The 18268-nt window shown below is 59.9% G+C and carries 18 protein-coding genes; 7 read left to right on the forward strand and 11 right to left on the reverse strand.

Features of this window, described 5'->3' with window-relative positions; all coding sequences use genetic code 11:
• Positions 1-4 precede the first annotated feature (4 nt).
• A complete protein-coding gene (locus JNB71_RS21460; RefSeq protein ID WP_220373814.1) occupies positions 5-853 on the reverse strand; it encodes a CoA transferase subunit A in 849 nt (282 codons plus the stop codon).
• Positions 854-985: 132 nt separating this feature from the next.
• On the opposite strand from JNB71_RS21460, the gene JNB71_RS21465 reads away from it, so the two are divergent.
• On the forward strand, positions 986-1741 hold the full coding sequence (locus tag JNB71_RS21465) for an IclR family transcriptional regulator (RefSeq protein WP_220373815.1): 756 nt from the start codon (positions 986-988) through the stop codon (positions 1739-1741).
• 332 nt (positions 1742-2073) lie between these two features.
• The gene (locus JNB71_RS21470; protein ID WP_220373816.1) at positions 2074-2511 is read left to right on the forward strand and encodes a hypothetical protein; all 438 of its coding nucleotides are present in this window, start codon (positions 2074-2076) and stop codon (positions 2509-2511) included.
• 383 nt (positions 2512-2894) lie between these two features.
• Here the strand turns inward: JNB71_RS21470 and JNB71_RS21475 are convergent, their stop codons facing one another.
• Both JNB71_RS21475 and JNB71_RS21480 read right to left on the reverse strand, forming a co-directional pair.
• Positions 2895-3893, reverse strand: a complete 999-nt coding sequence (locus JNB71_RS21475) for an ABC transporter permease (RefSeq protein ID WP_220373817.1) — start codon at positions 3891-3893, stop codon at positions 2895-2897.
• A gap of 43 nt (positions 3894-3936) precedes the next feature.
• Entirely contained in the window at positions 3937-4680 is a 744-nt protein-coding gene (locus JNB71_RS21480) for an ATP-binding cassette domain-containing protein (protein ID WP_112846084.1), read from the reverse strand.
• A 242-nt stretch (positions 4681-4922) separates the two neighbouring features.
• On the opposite strand from JNB71_RS21480, the gene JNB71_RS21485 reads away from it, so the two are divergent.
• Both JNB71_RS21485 and JNB71_RS21490 read left to right on the forward strand, forming a co-directional pair.
• Positions 4923-5903 carry an NAD-dependent epimerase/dehydratase family protein gene (locus JNB71_RS21485; protein WP_220373818.1) on the forward strand — a complete coding sequence of 327 codons (981 nt, stop codon included), beginning with the start codon at positions 4923-4925 and terminating at the stop codon, positions 5901-5903.
• 47 nt (positions 5904-5950) lie between these two features.
• A complete protein-coding gene (locus tag JNB71_RS21490; RefSeq protein WP_220373819.1) occupies positions 5951-6937 on the forward strand; it encodes a sugar-binding protein in 987 nt (328 codons plus the stop codon).
• Positions 6938-7286: 349 nt separating this feature from the next.
• Here JNB71_RS21490 and JNB71_RS21495 read toward each other — a convergent pair whose 3' ends face one another.
• Together JNB71_RS21495 and JNB71_RS21500 are read right to left on the reverse strand one after the other, a co-directional pair.
• Positions 7287-9569: a PBP1A family penicillin-binding protein gene (locus JNB71_RS21495; protein WP_220373820.1), complete on the reverse strand. Its 2283-nt coding sequence runs from the start codon at positions 9567-9569 to the stop codon at positions 7287-7289.
• A gap of 88 nt (positions 9570-9657) precedes the next feature.
• Positions 9658-10002: a hypothetical protein gene (locus JNB71_RS21500; protein ID WP_220373821.1), complete on the reverse strand. Its 345-nt coding sequence runs from the start codon at positions 10000-10002 to the stop codon at positions 9658-9660.
• A gap of 431 nt (positions 10003-10433) precedes the next feature.
• On the opposite strand from JNB71_RS21500, the gene JNB71_RS21505 reads away from it, so the two are divergent.
• From JNB71_RS21505 to JNB71_RS21515, 3 genes are all read left to right on the forward strand, one after another.
• Entirely contained in the window at positions 10434-10829 is a 396-nt protein-coding gene (locus JNB71_RS21505) for a DUF1236 domain-containing protein (protein ID WP_220373822.1), read from the forward strand.
• Between the two features lie 82 nt (positions 10830-10911).
• Entirely contained in the window at positions 10912-11091 is a 180-nt protein-coding gene (locus tag JNB71_RS21510) for a hypothetical protein (RefSeq protein WP_220373823.1), read from the forward strand.
• Positions 11092-11127: 36 nt separating this feature from the next.
• The gene (locus tag JNB71_RS21515) at positions 11128-11754 is read left to right on the forward strand and encodes a BA14K family protein (protein ID WP_220373953.1); all 627 of its coding nucleotides are present in this window, start codon (positions 11128-11130) and stop codon (positions 11752-11754) included.
• A 306-nt stretch (positions 11755-12060) separates the two neighbouring features.
• On the opposite strand, the gene JNB71_RS21520 is transcribed toward JNB71_RS21515, so the two are convergent.
• The 6 genes from JNB71_RS21520 to JNB71_RS21545 all read right to left on the reverse strand — a co-directional run bounded on the left by JNB71_RS21520 (position 12061) and on the right by JNB71_RS21545 (position 18226).
• Positions 12061-13578 carry an FAD-dependent oxidoreductase gene (locus tag JNB71_RS21520; protein WP_220373824.1) on the reverse strand — a complete coding sequence of 506 codons (1518 nt, stop codon included), beginning with the start codon at positions 13576-13578 and terminating at the stop codon, positions 12061-12063.
• 252 nt (positions 13579-13830) lie between these two features.
• Entirely contained in the window at positions 13831-14274 is a 444-nt protein-coding gene (locus JNB71_RS21525) for a carboxymuconolactone decarboxylase family protein (RefSeq protein ID WP_220373825.1), read from the reverse strand.
• Positions 14210-14638, reverse strand: coding sequence for a MerR family transcriptional regulator (locus JNB71_RS21530; RefSeq protein ID WP_220373826.1), 429 nt, complete (start codon positions 14636-14638; stop codon positions 14210-14212). Before JNB71_RS21530 ends, JNB71_RS21525 begins: the two co-directional genes overlap by 65 nt.
• Positions 14639-14944: 306 nt before the next feature.
• Complete coding sequence (locus JNB71_RS21535) at positions 14945-16279, reverse strand: NAD(P)/FAD-dependent oxidoreductase (RefSeq protein WP_220373827.1); 1335 nt, start codon at positions 16277-16279, stop codon at positions 14945-14947.
• An 85-nt stretch (positions 16280-16364) separates the two neighbouring features.
• The gene (locus JNB71_RS21540; RefSeq protein WP_220373828.1) at positions 16365-17243 is read right to left on the reverse strand and encodes an ABC transporter permease; all 879 of its coding nucleotides are present in this window, start codon (positions 17241-17243) and stop codon (positions 16365-16367) included.
• Between the two features lie 32 nt (positions 17244-17275).
• On the reverse strand, positions 17276-18226 hold the full coding sequence (locus JNB71_RS21545; RefSeq protein WP_220373829.1) for an ABC transporter permease: 951 nt from the start codon (positions 18224-18226) through the stop codon (positions 17276-17278).
• Between the last annotated feature and the right edge of the window lie 42 nt (positions 18227-18268).

The following is an 18268-nucleotide window of genomic DNA, read 5'->3' on the forward strand; positions in this document are numbered from 1 at the left end:
CTCCTCACGCGGCTTTCTTCGCATGCTTGGCAAAGTCTCCCGGACCGGCCTTCATGATGTTTTCCTCGATCCATTTCTGGAAGGTGGCGCGATCACGGGCGATTTCGTCCCAGGCGATGTAAAAGGCGTTGGAACGTGGATAATAGCCCTGCGCATAGGACGGGAAGGCGCCGCCGGGCACCGCCACAACCGCCGTCACCGCCCAGGAGGGCAGGACGACGGAATTGGGTGATGGGGGGTTCAGTTCGTCGACGATCTCTTCCACCGTGACGATCGAGCGTCTGGCAGCGAGCACCGCTTCCTTCTGCACGCCGACGATACCCTCGAGCAGCACATTGCCCTTGCGATCGGCCCTCAGCGCGTGAATGATCGTCACATCGGGGTGGATGGCCGGAACGGCTGCCAGCACCTCGCCGGTGAAAGGGCATGTAACCTGCTTGATGTTCGGGTTGACCTTGGGCAGATCGGCGCCGATATAACCGCGCAGCATGGCAAACGGCAGGTTTGCCGCGCCGGCTTCATAGGCGTTGGCCATGGCGGCATGAGAGTGCTCCTCGATCTCCAGAGGGTGCGGCCAGTGGTTTTCGACGGCGTCGCGAAAGCGATGCAGCGAGCCGACGCCGGGATTTCCACCCCAGGAGAATTTCATGCCGCGCGCCGCGCCTGCGCCGATCAGCTGGTCATAAAGAATGTCCGGGGTCATGCGGATCAGGAACAGATCCTTTTTGCCCTGCCGGATCACCTCGTGCCCGGCGGCGTAAGGGATCAGGTGGGTAAACCCCTCCATGGCGACCGTATCGCCGTCTTTCACATTCTCGGAAATGGCTTGCGCCAGCGAAGTCAGTCTCGCCAAGGCATTCTCCTCCTCAATGGGGCGTGGGCAGGTGCAATAAGCGCTCAAATCTCCGCATCGTCAAATATTTTGTGCGTTATTTGACATTTGTTCGTATATCGCACATCATCGAGGAACTTTAGGGAGAGGACGATGCGAGAATCGGATTTCGTTAGTGGCTTTGCCCGCGGACTGAGAGTCATCGAGGCCTTCGGCGAGACGCGGCCGAGGCTCACCATCGCCGAAACGGCTAAACTCACCGATCTCGACCGGGCGACAGTGCGCCGCTGCCTGCTGACGCTCGCCGACCTCGGCTATGCCGACTACGACGGCAAGTTCTTTGCCCTGACGCCGAAGGTTCTACGGCTCGGCCACGCGTATCTGTCCGCCACGCCGCTGCCTCTGGTGATCCAGCCGTATCTCGACCAACTCTCGGAAAAGGCCGGGCAAAGTGCATCAGCTTCGGTCCTGGATGGAACGGAAGTCGTCTACATCGCGCGCGCCTCGCAAAAGCGCGTCATGTCGATCAATTTGTCGCCCGGTTCCCGTTTGCCGGCCTACTGTGCCTCGATGGGGCGGGTGCTGCTGGCGGCGCTGCCGGAGGCCGAGGCGCGCAACATTCTCGACCGCTCGGATCTCAAGGCCAATACGCCGCTGACCAAGACCGATCCGGAGGTGCTGATGGAAGAATTTCGCCGTGTTTGCGCCGCGGGTTACGCTGTGATCGACCAGGAACTGGAACTCGGTCTCTGTTCGATCGCCGTGCCGGTCGAAAACGATCGCGGTCGGGTGGTCGCCGCCATCAATATTGGCGCACCGGCCGCTCACGTGCCTGCAGCCGAGATGGCAGGGCGCTACCTGCCCCTGCTGATGGAAACCCGGAAAGCCTTGCGGCTTGTCCTGCAGTAGTCGCGGCAAGCCGGCACCCTACGGACGATGGGTCGCTTTTCCGGCATTCTGCTGACCGAGATGTGAGGCGCGCTCGCTAATGGATGCTTACAGAATGGCATGCCCTTCCCTGAATGAAACAGTAGATGGGTTTTCCGTATAGTATTCGCGCTTTCTGAGCAGCGCCGCGGTTGGCGCGACCCAATGCAATGTCACTATCGGCACCGCACAGCCGTTCGCTGTCGCTGTCCAAATCTTCGGGGACGCCCAATCGTGATTGGACTTATTGCCTCGTACGAGTCACGCTACTGCAGGAGAAGGGTCGAAGCATCAATCGTTCAATGGAGGGCGAAATGAAGCACCATGAATTCGATCAACTGCAAAATCTTGCCAGGATCAATCAGTATTACCCGCATCAGAGCATGCCGCGCGAAAAACGCATCCAACGGTGGGCAGAACTCCTCGAAGCGGATCCACAGCGGCTTCTCTCGACGCTGCACGAAACCGAATATCAGCCGCATGCGGTGCGTGCTGCATTACACTGCGACAACTCCGCGATTTCGGTTGCCTTCAACGATCCTGTCCTTCGCGCAGCCGGGATGAAAAACGACACTTATGGAGAAGCGAAACGGTTTTTCGAGCTGTCGGACAGGCAATTGCACAGAATCGTCTGCTACTGCCATTTCGGTGCGACGGTAAGCGCTGCAACGACCGCCAGCTATATCCGGGCAAGGCATATCGGCAGGCCACAGGGAATCTGGGCTCGCCTGCGTGATATATTCGTAGGATGAGTTAACAAACCGGCGTTGCCCCCTCGGTCTGCGAACTGTTGACGGCGTTAACCAGTCGTCCCGGCATCTCGTGGCACGGAGGTCACGCGCATGCTCACCAAGAGCGCCGTGGGGCTCACGACCTTGATCGGCTATGTTGCACGCTCTTTAAGGAGTCGTACGCGGCCACGCGGAAACGAGTGTTTGCCCGGAGCGTCGACGCGACCTGCGTTGACCCGCTATCCCGTCCAGCAGCGGCCGACTGCAGGCAAAGGACAGCGAACGCCAGACAGCGCCCCTGCAGAGCAGCGCATCCGATCGCTCTAAGGGGATCGCTGTTTTCCGGATAACGAGCGCGCATCGCCTTTAGCCGCAATACGCTTGCCGGCTGAATTGGCTTCTTTCTATTCGCTTTGACGCAAATTCCGAATTCGATCGAACAGAACGGCAAGCACGATGGCGCCGCCGATGAAAGTGCCTTGCCAGAAGGCATTGATGCCGAGCAGACCGAGGCTGTTGCGGATCACCTCGATCAAGGCTGCTCCGATCAGCGCGCCGAAGGCGGTCCCGACGCCACCGGCCAGATTAGCCCCCCCGATAACGGTAGCAGCTATGACTTGCAGTTCCATTCCGGAGCCGATATTCGTGGTGACGGCACCGAGCCAGCCCGTCTGGATAATGCCGGCAACCCCGGCCGACAGGGCAGAAATCATATAGACGACAACCTTTATCGCCTGCACGGGCACGCCCGTGAGCGTGGCGGCGTGCTCATTGCCGCCTATGGCGAAGACGTACCGGCCGAACCTTGTCCAGCGCAGCACGAAGCCGGTGAGAAGCGCCAGCACGATCATGTAGATCACCGGGTTTGCAATACCGAAGAACCAGGCGCCACCGCCCAGCGCCAGCAGCTTGTCGTGATCCGGTCCGAACTGGAAAACGACGGTGTTGTTGGAGGCAACCATCGCCAGGCTGCGCGCGATCGACAGCATGCCGAGTGTGACGACGAAGGGAGGGAAACCCAGATAGGCGATCAATACCCCGTTGAAGGCTCCGATCACCAGGGCGGTGCCGACCGACGCGGCTATCCCTGTCTCGATGCTGTAACCCGCATGCATGACGACCGCCAGCACCATGCTGCACAGGCAAAGCACCGATCCCACCGACAGGTCGATCCCGCCGGTGATAATCACGATCGTCATGCCGAGTGCAATGATGGCAACGAAGGTCACATTGCGGGTGATGTTGTAGAGGTTCTTCGTCGTGGCGAAGGAGTCGGTGGCGAAGGAGAGAAAAACACAGGCGAGGAGGACGGAGAGCAGGACCCAGAACGTCTGACTGCCAAGGATTGCAGCAAGCCAGTTCTGCTGCTTTTGTTTGATCGTCTGATCAAGGGTAATCGTCATGGGTCGACCTTCGTTTCCATCCGACACGGTGGGGCTTTTTCGATCACACCTGCTCTATCGCGCCCGTAATGAGCCCTGTCACTTCCTCAGGCGAACTTGCCGCGATCGGCTTGTCCGCGACCTTTCTGCCGCGCCGCATCACGATCACCCGGTCGGCAACCGAAAAGACGTCCGGCATGCGGTGACTGATCAACACGACCGCGATGCCCCGGTCGCGCAAATGGCGGATCAAGTTGAGTACCTCCGCCACCTGGCGCACCGAGATGGCAGCCGTTGGCTCATCCATGAGCACGATCTTAGCCTCGGAGAGCATCGTACGGGCGATGGCGACCGCCTGCCGCTGGCCACCCGACATCTGCTTGACGAGGTCGCGCGGGCGCGTCTCCGATTTCAATTCCTTGAAAATCTCGCCAGCGCGCCGGTACATTGCCTTGTAGTCCAGCACCTTCAGCGGCCCGACGCCACGGCGCAATTCGCGTCCGAGAAAGACATTCGCTGCCGCCGTCAGATTATTGCACAGGGCAAGATCCTGGTGAACGATCTCGATGCCGTGCTGGCGCGCTTCCACCGGGCGGTGAAGGGCAAGCTCCTGCCCGTCCATGTGCATGGTTCCATGACTTGGCCGGAAATTGCCGGCGATCATCTTCACCAGCGTGGACTTGCCTGCCCCGTTGTCGCCCATGAGGCCGACCACCTGTCCCGCCTCGAGCACGAACGAAACGTCATTGACAGCCTGGATGGCACCGAAATGTTTGGAAATATTGGTGAGTTCGAGAACAGCCACCAGCCTTCTAGCCTCCCCAGGCTCGCCGTCGCGGGGCTGCTACGAACCGTGCGTCCTGCAAGGTCGAGCCGCCCGCGTCTCGCTTTCCTCCCGGAAGAAGCGATACTATACATTACGCAAAACGCCGCGAAAGCGTCAATCAATTGTACGATATTGGCCGCACCATCACACCATATCCATTTGTAGTATAAATATCCTGTTGACGAGCGGCGCGCGCCGATATTAGCTGTTATTGGGAGGAGAGCATGCTTATCCTTGTCACGGGTGCTACGGGCAAGGTCGGGCGGCACTTCATAGCTGGGCTGCTTGACGATCCGCGCTTTTCGAATGCGCGCATACGTGCCCTTTGCCACAACCGGTTATGCGATGAGAGCGACCGGGTTGAAGTTGTGCGTGGGTCGATTTCCAACCGAGAAGTCGCGAACGCGGCTATCGCCGGCGTCACCCACGTCGTACACCTCGCCACTTGCAAGGAAACGCCCGCCGACGTTATGGACGTCACGGTCAAGGGGCTGTTCTGGCTTCTGGAGGCATTCCGGATCAGCACTACGGCCCGTCAGTTCATTCTTATCGGCGGCGATGCCGGAATCGGCCATTTTTACTATCGTCACGACAGCCCGATTACCGAAAGCGTGCCGCACCAGGCCTATCCGGGAAGCTACGCTCTCTCGAAAGTTCTGGAAGAGGTGATACTGGAACAGTTCGGCATCCAGTATGACATCAACGGCTGCTGTCTGCGCGCGCCGTGGATTATGGAAAAGGACGATTTCAAATATACGTTGTCCTTCGGCGACGACGTGTTCGGCGGCCCAGACTGGAAGACGCTTGTTCCTGAAGCCGACGCAAAGCGCTATGCTGCGGAGGGTACCGTGCCCCTGCTGCATGATGCTGACGGGCGACCGTTGAAGCGCAACTTCGTCCACGTCGAAGATCTCGTCAGCGCCATATTGGCCGCGATCGACAATCCGCGTGCGAAACGTCAACTCTTCAACATCTGCATGGACCGGCCGGTCGACTACGGCGAAGTTGCCAGCTACCTGGCCCGCACCCGCGGCCTCTCTTCGGTCCACATACCAAGTCAGTTCCATTCGAACTGGATGGACAACAGCAAGGCCAAGTACTTGCTGGATTGGCGGCCCCGCTACGATCTGGAATTGCTTATCGACTCGGCGTGGAAATACGAGCGCTCACAGAATGACCCTCGCATCGTCTGGTATCCGGGTTGATGTGTGTGGCGGACACGCCGTGTCCGTCTGTTTCAAGGGAGGAATTTATGAGGAAGATATTATTGCTTGGCGTCGCGTTTTTAGCCCTCGGCGCAGCCGAGGCTTTGGCCAAGAAGCAGCTCGTCATCGTCGTGAAAGGGCTCGACAACCCGTTCTTCGAAGCGATCAACCAGGGTTGCCAGAAGTGGAACAAGGAAAATCCCGACTCTGAATATGAATGCTTCTACACCGGTCCAGCATCGACCTCCGACGAGGCCGGCGAGGCGCAGATCGTCCAGGATATGCTCGGCAAAGCCGACACCGCAGCGATCGCCATCTCGCCGTCCAACGCAAAGCTGATCGCCCAGACGCTGAAGACCGCCAATCCGAGCGTGCCAGTGATGACACTTGATGCCGACCTTGCTGCCGAAGATTCGGCGTTGCGCAAGACCTATCTCGGCACCGACAACTATCTGATGGGCGCGCGCATCGGTGAATACATCAAGAAGGCCAAGCCGAACGGCGGCAAGATCTGCACGATTGAGGGCAATCCAGGCGCCGACAATATCCTGCGTCGCGCCCAAGGCATGCGTGACACACTGACCGGTCAGAAGGGGCTCACCGAACTGAAGGGCGAAGGCGGATGGACGGAAGTCGCCGGCTGCCCCGTCTTCACCAATGACGACGGCGCTAAGGGCGTCCAGGCGATGACTGATATTCTTGCCGCCAATCCGGATCTCGACGCGTTCGGTATCATGGGCGGCTGGCCGCTGTTCGGCGCACCGCAGGCCTATCGCGATCTGTTCAGGCCGATGGCCGACAAGATCGCCAGCAACGAGTTCGTCATTGGCGCCGCCGACACGATCGGCGACGAAGTGGCGATTGCGCGTGAAGGCCTGGTGACGGCACTTGTCGGCCAGCGCCCCTTCGAGATGGGCTACAAGGCGCCTTCGGTGATGCTGGATCTGATAGCCGGTAAACCGGTTGAAGATCCGGTATTCACGGGGCTTGATGAATGCACCAAGGACACGGTCGACACCTGCATTCAGAAGTGAACGAGCCGTTCGGGGCGCTCAACCGTGGGCGCTCCGAACGGCCATGGCCGCCCTGTGTCTGACGGTCCGGAGCGCTTTGTCGATATTTGCGACCTTCAAATCTCGGCCCAGGGCTTGCGAGGCCGACGCGCCGGACCAGGATCCTCGGCACCCAGCGCTCTCCGAGCGACATCGTCGTTACCGTGTCGAATACGGGCATGCCGCAGCGCGAAAGAAACTCTGAAACGGCCGTCCTTCTGGCGTGTATCCAGCGAAGGAAACGACCTGCATGCTCGGCACGAAGGGCGTGTAACAGCAATGGCATCCTCATCGTCATAGGCAACCTCTGCCGTCGCAAGCGCCCGCACAGCTATTTCTGGCAAAGCCGCCGGTCGCCGCGATAAGGCTGGTAGGTGCAATCAGACGCCCGGAAGGACCGGTAGTTGCGCGAGCATGCTCTGATATTGCAGGATTGAGCGGGCTTTTCTTCGCTTGTCATAAACCCCGCGTCCGCATCGGCGTCCGAATCTGGCTCGGCCACCGCGGCTTCCATGAAATTTCGCCAGATGCGCGCTGGAAGCGCGCCACCCGTGATCCCCTTCATCGATGTGTTGTCGTCGTTGCCCACCCAGACGCCAGCGACCAAGGGTTCCGTAAAGCCGACGAACCAGGCATCACGGTTGTCCTGACTGGTGCCTGTCTTGCCGGCCGCAAATGTGCCCAGATCAGCCTGACGTCCAGTCCCACGCTCTACGACCAACTGCAGCAAGGTGAGGAGGTCGGACTGATGCGGCGAAAGGTCAACCGAGGTCGCAACTTGGGGGCCCACTCGGAAGCCCTTCCGCTGGCCTGCCGCCCGGAAGTCGATAATTCCCCATGGTTCGACCGGTGCTTTTCCAAGCAGCACCGACGCATAGGCACCCGTCAGGTCGAGCAGGCTCACCTCGGATGCGCCGAGCGCCAAAGCTGGCGTCGTCGTCAGCGGAGCGTCGATGCCCAGCTCCTTTGCTGCATCGGCGACACTGTCCAGGCCAACCTCCTGGGCCAGTACGGCGGTGGCTGCATTCAGCGAGCGAGCAAATGCCTCAGCCAACGTAACCCAGCCGCGATAGTCACCTCCCGAATTTCGAGGGGCCCATCCGCCAATTTCGATCGGGGCGTCAAGGACCTGATCCGACAGGCTCAGCCCCTTCTTCAATGCCGCGTAATACACGAACAGCTTGAATGTGGAGCCCGGCTGGCGCATCGCCGTGACGGCGCGGTTGAACTGACTGGTCTTGTAGTCATATCCGCCGACCATTGCGACAACTGCACCGTCGGGCGTCATAGCGACCAGTGCAGCCTGCGACGCACCGAAGGCCTTCCCCTCTTCATCGAGGGCTTGCCTGACAACCTTTTCGGCAATCCGCTGCAGGCGCGGCACCAATGTCGTGCGCACTGTTGTTGCTCCGGGCGAAGAGCCTGCGATCTCCCCCGCCTCGACCGACACCCAATCGGCGAACCAACTGCCCGAGCGCGATGTTGGTGTCGTGGGGTGCAGTTCGGCGAATTCATCCCTGGCAGCGTTCGCATCTTGCGGCGTGAGCTTGCCATTGGTGACCATCGCGTCGAGCACGGTCGCCGTGCGTTGTCGAGCGCCTTCGAAATTGTCGATCGGGTTCAAATGGCTCGGGGCCTTCAGCAGACCTGCCAGCATCGCAGATTCCGGTAGATCGAGCGCACCGACATCCTTGTTGAAATAGATCCGCGCCGCTGCCGGCATGCCGGTCGCGCCAGAACCAAGGTAGACCGCATTGAGGTAGCGTGTCAGAATCTCTCTCTTGCCGAGCTTCCATTCCAGCCAGAACGCGATCACCACCTCCTGGATCTTGCGCTTCAATGTTCGGTCGCTTTCGAGATATTGCAGCTTGATCAACTGCTGCGTGATGGTGCTTCCGCCCTGGACGACCGATCCGGCCTCTACGTTTCTGAGCAGAGCGCGCGCAATCCCCTTCAGATCGATGCCGTAGTGATCCATGAACCGGCGGTCCTCGATTGAAAGCACGGCGTCTATGAGGTGCGAAGGGAATTGCTCGTAGCTCGCATAGAGCTCTTGATACGGCCCTTGCCGGACAAGCGGCCCGCCGTCCGACGTTTCCAGCACCATGACCGGCTTCAATGAGCCGTCGGCGATCTCCTGCCACGGTACATCCTTGAGGGCCCAAGTTAGAACGCCGGCTGCGATGAGGATGCTGGAGAACGGGATCAGCGCAGCCAGCACTTTCCACGATCGCAGTTTCTGCGTGCCGAGCTGCAGTTTGCCCGCCGTGCGAACAGTCGCCAGGGTAGCCACTGCGCTGCGCGAAAATGCTGCGACGGCAGCGGACGTTCTCCAAAGCCCCTCCTTGAAGGTGGGCCGTTCAGATTTTGCATACCTTTCCCGAACTATTTCGCTGCCCTTTCGGATTCGCAGGACACAGCGCCCCAAAAGGCTTCCGAGATCATGACGGAGGGCACACATCAGTTCTTGGACGGCTCGCCTGCTCCGTCCGAAAGCGCCGGCCGGGCTCTCGGTAGCTGCCTGGTCTCTCGTGCTCGCGACGGTAGCGCGATCGAGCGCCGTCATCCGTCTGGATCCGGTCGTTTGCCTTGAGGATTTTTCAGAGCTTGCCATTCTTTACCGGCTGATCATCTCCAGCGCGAAGCAATTTATCCTGCAGACAGGCAAACACTCATGAAGAGCATGCCTGGCTCCTTGGGGTTTACCGGCTCGCGCCCCAAAGATAGGCCGCGGCGGCGACGATGCCCACGGCGGCCAATGGCCGCTTCCTGACCAGAGTCCTGATATCGCCGAGGATAGTCCCCGCGTCTTTGGCGACTTCAGGGGCGAGCGCTGTCGGATCCGGGTTGACCCTCACCTGTTCGGCCATGTCTGCATCCGCACGGCCAGACGGGATGCTTGTGATTGTCGTCGACACCGGGTCAGAAGCTGGGAACGTAGCTTCCAATCCCTTGTCGAGTTCGCCTCTTGCGGTGCGATCTCGCTGCCTTGCGCGCTCCTGCTTCAAAGACTCCACCGCTGGCGACTTACTTGCATTGTCTGGCATGAGCTTGTCCTCCGATTGGTATCAATTAATCCCATCAGACGACGGAAGTTCCAGTCGCATGGCTTTGATTTTTTCGGAAACAGCCTCGCGGTCCGGAAGTCAGCCGAAGAGACCAGCTTGTTTGCGATCTCCCTTTTCAGGATGGGAAAAATCCCACGGCGGTTTTCCTTGAGACGCTGTGGTCCTGTTACCACAGATCGATATCATTGCCCAGATACATCACCTCATGGCTGAAGGCGAGATCAAATCGGCATTTCAGGCGGTAACAGACGCGCCGGCACCGGGCTGGCGCAGCTTCGTTCAACGGTCCGACTTTGGTCCCAGCTCGGTGTGGGCCGAAGGTCGGATGCCCAACGACATTGGTCGCACGGTGGAACGGACAAGCGCAATGTGGCGTTGTGCTCGGGCCAATAATCCAAAAGGAGCATGTCATGAACACCAAGCTTGTCGCCTTCGGCGTCGCATTTTTTGGGACGCTCGCAGCGTCTGCCTCCGCCCAGGAGGGCGCCACCACCGGCATGATCGGCGGTGCTGCAACGGGTGCCATTGTGGGCGGTCCGGTGGGTGCCGGCGTCGGCGCTGTCGTTGGCGCCGTTGCCGGGGGCGCGCTGGAGCGGCCGCCGGAAAAGGTCGTAACCTATGTGCAGCGGCAGCCCGTCCAGCAGTCTGTTGTCGTTCAGCAGCCTGTCGTCGTCGGCAAGCCGTTGCCTCGCGACGTCGTGCTGATGCCCATCGCCGAAGATCCGCGATACTCCTACACGATCGTCAACGATCAGCGCGTCATCGTCGATCCGAAGACCTACACCGTAGTGCAGGTCCTCCAGTAGCAGGAGCCGTTCCCTTGGGCAGCGGTTCGATGCCGCTGTCCTTCAACCCTTGTGCAATTACATCCAGGTCAGGAGAGAGATGATGTCCCACCACGAATCGGGAAAATCCGACTTGTCCGTTACCGGACTGCTTCTTTGCATCAGTGCGGCGATGGTGGCCATCAGCCTCCTGCTCGCCGCCGCCCACAGTATCGAGGAGACCACACAGACCGCAAAGGTGTTTGTGCCCGCCACACTCTCCCAATCCACCTTGCCGAAGTAGCCTTGGCCTGCGGCCGGCGTGAGTGGGAACGAAGCCATGAAAGAGGTCTTACTGCCCCTGACGAGAATCGCTTTGTTGCTGACGCCCTTTGTCGGAAGCCTCGCTGCGATTTCCTCCATTCTGCCGGAGCCAAAGCCGCACAACTTCCACAATATCAACACACCATCCCTCTGGACGGTCAACCCGGTCAAGGTTGATCGCAGCGCTCAGCAATTCGAGCGTGTGCCTCCCGTGAGCGTGCGCCCCCAGGAGGTCCGGCACGCACAAGCGGCCGCAGACGACGGCCGCAAGATGCAAGCAATGAATGCGGCAGGCCTCGACAAGGCTGCGGTTGACCGAACTTTGGTCACCGGAGCGGTCGAAGGGCCGACGGACGCCGACCGTCAGGCGGCCTTGGAATGGTGCCGCAATCGCTACAGGTCCTATCGCCCCGCCGACAACAGCTATCAGCCCTACCATGGACCACGCAGGCCTTGTCAGCCACCGTTCGTCGCGCGCTCGGACGCGAATGATGGGACGCCCCTGGCCGGGGAAGCGACTACATATGGCAACGATATGCACGCGCAATGGTGTGCGGCTCGGTACCGTTCCTATAACGCCCGTGACAACACCTATCACTCTTATGACGGCCGGCGGCGAACATGCCGATCGCCTAACATTTGATGGTCGCCAAACTCCTGGCTCGCGTGCTGAAGTCAAGCGACATCGGACCTTCTACCGTCACATCCACATTCGTCGAGGAGTCTTGCTTCATTTGAGTGCCGGTTTTCGCCGGCTGTTCTTCACCCTCCCGAAGACCGGATGGTTCTGCTGCCGTCAGACCAGCGGACCCACCCCACCGGTGCCTGTGCACTTCGACCATTGCTGCGATCATCACGCGCCAACAACGAGTTGCGCAAGTACGTGACAAACAGCCAAAGCACCAAAACGTTACCGGCGCGGTCGGCTTTGCATGGCCACGGCCTGCGGTTAGGTCTCGGCCAGGGGCGATACCGCGGGTCCGTTCAAGGCTGTACCGTCCACGGCAAAGTGCGAACCGTGACAAGTGCAATCCCAGCAGCGCTCGAGGGAATTCCAGTGCACTTGGCAACCCATGTGCGTACAAGACGCCGAACGCTTGTAGAGCGTACCGTCGTCGCCCCGGAAGGCGGCGATCTTGGCGAGGCCTTCGCGCACGATAGCCCCCTTTCCCGGTGCCAGCTTTTCGATTGAATCAATTTCACCGGGCGCGAGATATTCGGCAAAATTCTTGATCGCGGTCGCGTTCTCCGCAAGATAGTCTGCGAACGCCGCGGCGGTCTTGCGTGACGGCTGATAAAGTTCTTGCCATGGGCTCTTCCTCTGAAGAATGAGTTCGGCAATCAGGAGCGAGGCGACGACTCCATGGGTAATGCCTTCACCGGAATCGCCGGTCGCCACAAAGACGCGCTCATTGCCGGGATTGCGACCGATGAACCCCGCGTGATCAATCGTCTCCATCACTTGGCCGGACCACCGATGCGTCTCCATGCCCACATTCGGAACGAGCCGTTTGGTCCAGGCCGTCAAAGCTGTGAACCTGTCGTCGGCATCGTCGACGGCCCCCGTCTTGTGGTCTTCGCCACCGACGATCAGAAAGTCGCTCTCGTCCTTGCCCGGGTGAATGCGAAGGTAGTGGTAGGGGTCTTCCGTATCCCAATAGAGCGCGTCGGGCACAACACCACGCCCGACTTTGAAGGACATGGCGTAGGTGCGATATGGCGCCTGCTTGGTATGAAGGACGACCCGGTCATTGATTGGCGAGTTGGTCGCCACAACAGCCCACTTCGCGCTGACGACAAAGCCCGCGCTTGTTGATACGCGCACTCCGTCCCCAGTCTCCTCAATCTTTTCGGCGACTGTATCGCTAAAAAGCAGACCGGCGCGCGCCGAAATCCCTGCAGCCAGGCCGCGCAGATACTTGAGTGGATGGAATGTGGCCTGGTTTGCATAGCGCAAGGCAGGCGCGTCCGCGAACCCCGCAAAAGGCAGGCCGACGATTTTCTCGACGGTCACGCCAAGCTTCGTCCCGATGTCAAGTTCGCGATCAAGGTCCGTTTCTGGCCTCCCCGCCCCGGGGAACAGAAAGCCGTCAACGCGCCGGAAGTCGCAACCGATGCGTTCTACGTCCTGTATTGCTTCGATGCGATCGATCGCAGCAGAATGGCTCTGATAGTAAAGCCGCGCCAGTTCTGTACCCCGCAAATCGGCTAGTCTTGAAAAATAATCGTCGCACACGGAGGACAAGTGCGCGGTCGTGCGGGCGGTCATGCCGCTTCCGATCTTGCCACGGTCGAGCACCGCCACTTTTTGCCCGGCGATCGCCAGCTCGTAAGCAGTGGACATCCCCGCAATGCCGGAGCCGACCACGACGACATCAACAGTTTCGTCCTGCGCAAGCGGCGCGGTCTCCGGAGCGACTTTTATCGAAGCCCACAGTGAGGCGGTTCTTTCATCGCTCACATTCATAGCTGAGTTCTCCACAGCAATATTCGCTAAATTGCGAAAGGACCTCAAAAGTTCCCTGCGAGCTTTTGATGCCGCCAGCCAAGGTACTCCGATATAGCGAACTCGAGGCGGCGCGACCCCGCGGGTATAGGTATGCCGCCAGGATGGGACGTGATTGACGTTTCCACCGTGCTTCCGTAGCCCGCTCGGGAGAGTGTTGTCCGTCTTGCCCTCTCACGCTCGCCAGTTCCGTCGAGATTCAATGGCGACGGCTTACTCCGTTCCGGCCCGGCCCCCTAAATCCTCATGCTCCCCCAAATCGGGGAACCGGACGGCGAAGACTTCTTTGGCCGCAAACAGCCCGTTGAGCGCCGCAGGAAAGCCGGCATAAACCGCCATCTGCATGATGGTTTCGGTGATTTCGTCCTTGGTCAGCCCGACATTCAACCCCGCCTCGATATGGACTTTCAGTTGCGGGGTCGCGGTTCCCATCGCCGTCAGCGCCGCGATGGTCGCGATCTCACGGGCGCGCAGATCGAGGCCGGGACGGCTGTAAATGTCGCCAAACGAGAACTCGAACACGTAGTTTGCGAAGTCGGGGGCAATGTCAGCCAGAGCGGCAATGACTTTGTGGCCGGCTTCGCCGTCGATTTCAGCGAGCACCCGCTTGCCGCGTTCCAGCCGGCTTTCGCCGTCGTTGGGGGATTGATGCGTCATAGTCCTTCATCCTCTGTTCCTTGCCGGCATATCCGGCAATCTTGGTGTCGAGGACGAGAAGGCAGGCTTGCAGTTCGGCCACATGCGTACGGACACGCTCGCGGTGCTGTTCGAGCAATGCGCTGCGCTCCGCTTCCGTGTCGACGCCGCGCTCCCGCAAGGCCGCGTAGCGCAGCATTTCCCGAATAGGCATCCCGGTCGTTTTGAGACGATCGAGAAATTCTATCCAGATCAGGATTGATGCGTCGTAGTCACGTTGGCCCGATTGGTCCCTGTCGGCATGGGGAAGCAGCCCGATCCGCTCATAGTAACGGATAGTGTGGGCAGACAGTCCCGAACGCTTCGCCAGCTCGCCAATCTTCATCAACGCCCTCTTTCGTCACGACGCAGAGAAAGCTACGGGTTAGAGTGCGCTCTAAGTCAAGAGGAGTTTTTCGTGTCGCGGAAATGCTGACCTTTCGCCCAGAGCGCGCAAAGCTGAAATTGCTCGGTGACTTCTTCCGCATTCGAGATCAGGCATATGTGACCCTCTGGCTCAGGAGGCCGCCGGCAGGCCCGTCCGGCCTTATCTGCCGCTTCTGCGACGCTATGCGGAAAATGGCGTTATTCGCGCCATAGCCCTGTAGCTGCGTCGCTACAACGGCAGCCGTACCGTAACCAACCTCGACCGTTACATCATTTCGGGCCGTCTGATCGCCGAGCCGTCGTTGAACCGGCTCAGCCGGTAGGGTGAGATGTCTGTGATCGGGGTCTCGTTCATCACGATCTCGCTGACCAGGCGACCGGCACCCGGTCCAATGGCAAAGCCGTGTCCGCTGAACCCCGCCGCTATTACGTAACCGGGCAGTCGCTCCACTCTGGAAATAACGGGGACGAGATCCGGGGAAGTGTCAATGAGCCCTCCCCAGGCGCGCTCGACCCCAATTCCCTTGAGCGCTGGGTATTCGCGTTCAAGGTTCTTCATTGCGAGCTTGACGAGCTCCCCATCTGGCGCAGGATCCAGGATGCGGTTCTTTTCAAACGGCGAGATCTCATCATTCTCCCAGCTGCCGAAAGCATCAGGCCCATTCCAGAAGCTGCTGTTCAGACGATACTTCAGCTTCTTGCCGATCTTGCTGCGGTACATCTGATAGAATTTGATCGCGTATCGCATCCCCCGCGGCGTGATGTCGAGCGTCCCACGTCCCGGTACGGCAACCGTGTAGGCGCCGTCTGTCCGACGCCGCAACACGAAGTTTGACGCCGAGAGGCATCCCGCTTGAATGATTTCGGGCGCACGGGTGGTCTTGATCGCGGTTCCGGAAATGTTTGCGACGGGAAGCTCGATGCCATATCGATGAGAAAACCGGGAAGCCCACGCCCCGCCAGCGCAAACAACGGTGCCGGCTTTCACGAGCCCTCGCTCTGTCCACACGCCTGCCACCCGGCCGTTGACGATATCAAGGCCCCTAACGGCGCAGTTTTGATGGAGCGATACGCCGTTTTCCTTCGCGGCCTCCGCGATGGCAGGTACAGCAAGACTGGGCTCAGCTCGCCCATCCGTCGGAGACCAAACGCCGCCGACCCAGGAGGACGTGCCGCCCGAAGCTCGCTCATTGGCCTCGGAAGCACTGAGGATCTGGCTGTGAAATCCTTGAACGCGTGCAGCCTGGCCCCACTTTTCCCACCGGGCGACATCAGCCTCGTTCTTGGTGCAGTAAAGTATCCCGGTCCGGCGGAAGCCCAGATCGCGACCGATCTCGCTGCTCAGTTCCTCCCAGCGCCGCAGACTGTACATGGCTAGCGCAAGTTCATAAAGGTCTCGGTTCTGCTGGCGAACCCATCCCCAGTTGCGGCTTGACTGCTCGCCACCGACGATGCCTTTTTCGAGCAGGGCTACGGATACCCCTTTGCGCGCAAGCTCATAGGCCGTGCAGGTACCCACGATCCCCGCCCCGATGACGACGACGTCAGCCTGCGTTGGAAATGAGGCGCTATCACTTACTTTCTGTACCTGCACCGGCATAGTCACTATTCCTCTGGCATCGTGCTCCAGTCATGTCCGACAGGAACGATAAAAGCTTGACAGTTATTCGTCGCGCGCGCGTTTCTCAGCTGTGATCACCGCGGACATCGAGCGCATCGCGCAGCCCGTCGCCGATGAAGTTGAAGCTTGTTACAGCGATCGTTATGGCCGCGCCGGGAATGATCGCCAGCCAAGGCGCCGTCCCCAGATATTGCTGTGCGCCATTCAGCATATTGCCCCAACTGGGCAGCGGCGGCTGAATTCCATAGCCGAGGAAGCTGATATAGGCCTCCATCAGGATCGCCCGGGCTACGGTCAAGGTTGCAGCGACGATGATCGGACCCATGGCATTGGGAAGGATTTCGCGGAACATGATGTGCGTTGCGCTCAGTCCAAGCATGCGGCCGGCCAGCACGAATTCGCGCTCGCGTAGGGATCGGACTTCGGCCTCGACGATGCGAGCGACTTCCATCCAGCTCGTGGCGGCGATGACGACGGTAATCATGATCGGGCTTGGCTTCAGCGCAGCGGCAAGAGCAAGCACGAGGAAGATGGATGGGAAGGAAAGAAAGCCATCCACGGCACGCATCAGTACCGTGCCGACCAGGCCGCCTCGATATCCGGCCACCACGCCGACAAGGGTTCCGATCAACGTCGACAACAACATCGCCGAGAAACCGACCAGGAGCGAAATCCGCCCCGCCATGAACAACCGGGCGGCCAAGTCTCGTCCCAACGGGTCGGTGCCCAGAAAATGCTTGCCTGTCAGGGGCGGAGCGAAGCGGGCGCGCAGATCGATATAGAGTGAATCATACGGCAGCAAGTGGGGTCCCAGGACGCAGGCCAGCGTCAGGAGAGCGATCATCACCATGCCGATGAGGGCCAGATGGTGCTTCATGAAACGGTGCGCAGTTCGGCTGTTCCACCAGCGCTCCCGGGGTGAATTTGCGGCAATGGCGGTCATGATGGCTGACTCCTGATGAGCGTTCATGGCGCTTAACTCAGACGGATACGGGGATCTATGATGGCGACAACGATGTCGGCGGCGAGGTTGCTCACCACGACAAGGATCGCGGAGAACATGAGCAGTCCCATCACCACCGGGTAGTCACTGTAGCCGAGGCTGTCGAGGAACAGGCGCCCCATGCCCGGCCAGGTAAACACGGTTTCGGTGACCAAGGCGCCCGTCAGAACACTGGGAAGCTGCATCCCCAGGAGCGTGATCATCGGCAGGAGGGCATTGCCGATAACATGTTTCATTAGGATGCGGCGCTCACTTAGCCCTTTGGCCCGAGCTGTCTTGATGAATTCCTGATTGATAACGTCGAGAGTAGCCGTTCGCATGTAGCGGCTCCAGATGGCCACGTGCACCAGCGCGAGCACGATGCTCGGCAGAATAAGGTGGTGGAGATAGTTCAGAACGGATTCGTCGCCGATCGTGTACATGTTGCCGGCAGGCAGCCAGCCAAGTCTGAGCGAGAAGACGTAAATCCCGATGAGGCCAAACCAGAAAGTCGGGATCGAGAGGGCTACCATCGCACCGACCGTCGCCATGTAGTCGAAAACCGAATAGCGCTTTACGGCGCCGCGAACGCCGATCCACGTACCGATAGCAATGGCGATAACCGTGGAGGATCCCATCAGCAACAGCGTTGCCATCAGGTGCCGTCCAATCACCTCGAGAACCGGCGCTCCATCGCGGAATGAGTGGCCCCAGTCTCCTCTCAACAGGCGCCAGGCCCAGTCCAGATACTGCATCCACAGAGGGCGGTTCAGCCCCAACTGCTCCGCCAGTCGGTTCAAGTCATCCTGCGTCATGCTCGCATCGAGCCCAAATTGTGCCAGGGGGCCGCCTGGAATCAGGTTGAGGACCACGAAGCCGATGACGGAAACGATCAAGAGCAGTACGAGGCTCTGAGCGAACCGGTTAAATAGGAAGCTACGCATTCAGGCTCTCCCTGTGATAGCGCCAATAGAGGTCGCCGCCGC

It is taken from the genome of Rhizobium herbae (assembly GCF_019511375.1).
In the GTDB taxonomy this organism is placed as follows: domain Bacteria; phylum Pseudomonadota; class Alphaproteobacteria; order Rhizobiales; family Rhizobiaceae; genus Pararhizobium; species Pararhizobium herbae_A.

Bases quoted from the DNA above. Each gene is read 5' to 3' on its own strand.
- JNB71_RS21465 (WP_220373815.1), top strand. From the start codon at position 986: ATGCGAGAATCGGATTTCGTTAGTGGCTTTGCCCGCGGACTGAGAGTC.
- JNB71_RS21470 (WP_220373816.1), top strand. From the start codon at position 2,074: ATGAAGCACCATGAATTCGATCAACTGCAAAATCTTGCCAGGATCAAT.
- JNB71_RS21475 (WP_220373817.1), bottom strand. From the start codon at position 3,893: ATGACGATTACCCTTGATCAGACGATCAAACAAAAGCAGCAGAACTGG.
- JNB71_RS21485 (WP_220373818.1), top strand. From the start codon at position 4,923: ATGCTTATCCTTGTCACGGGTGCTACGGGCAAGGTCGGGCGGCACTTC.
- JNB71_RS21490 (WP_220373819.1), top strand. From the start codon at position 5,951: ATGAGGAAGATATTATTGCTTGGCGTCGCGTTTTTAGCCCTCGGCGCA.
- JNB71_RS21495 (WP_220373820.1), bottom strand. From the start codon at position 9,569: ATGGCAAGCTCTGAAAAATCCTCAAGGCAAACGACCGGATCCAGACGG.
- JNB71_RS21500 (WP_220373821.1), bottom strand. From the start codon at position 10,002: ATGCCAGACAATGCAAGTAAGTCGCCAGCGGTGGAGTCTTTGAAGCAG.
- JNB71_RS21505 (WP_220373822.1), top strand. From the start codon at position 10,434: ATGAACACCAAGCTTGTCGCCTTCGGCGTCGCATTTTTTGGGACGCTC.
- JNB71_RS21510 (WP_220373823.1), top strand. From the start codon at position 10,912: ATGTCCCACCACGAATCGGGAAAATCCGACTTGTCCGTTACCGGACTG.
- JNB71_RS21515 (WP_220373953.1), top strand. From the start codon at position 11,128: ATGAAAGAGGTCTTACTGCCCCTGACGAGAATCGCTTTGTTGCTGACG.
- JNB71_RS21520 (WP_220373824.1), bottom strand. From the start codon at position 13,578: ATGAATGTGAGCGATGAAAGAACCGCCTCACTGTGGGCTTCGATAAAA.
- JNB71_RS21525 (WP_220373825.1), bottom strand. From the start codon at position 14,274: ATGACGCATCAATCCCCCAACGACGGCGAAAGCCGGCTGGAACGCGGC.
- JNB71_RS21530 (WP_220373826.1), bottom strand. From the start codon at position 14,638: ATGAAGATTGGCGAGCTGGCGAAGCGTTCGGGACTGTCTGCCCACACT.
- JNB71_RS21535 (WP_220373827.1), bottom strand. From the start codon at position 16,279: ATGCCGGTGCAGGTACAGAAAGTAAGTGATAGCGCCTCATTTCCAACG.
- JNB71_RS21540 (WP_220373828.1), bottom strand. From the start codon at position 17,243: ATGACCGCCATTGCCGCAAATTCACCCCGGGAGCGCTGGTGGAACAGC.
- JNB71_RS21545 (WP_220373829.1), bottom strand. From the start codon at position 18,226: ATGCGTAGCTTCCTATTTAACCGGTTCGCTCAGAGCCTCGTACTGCTC.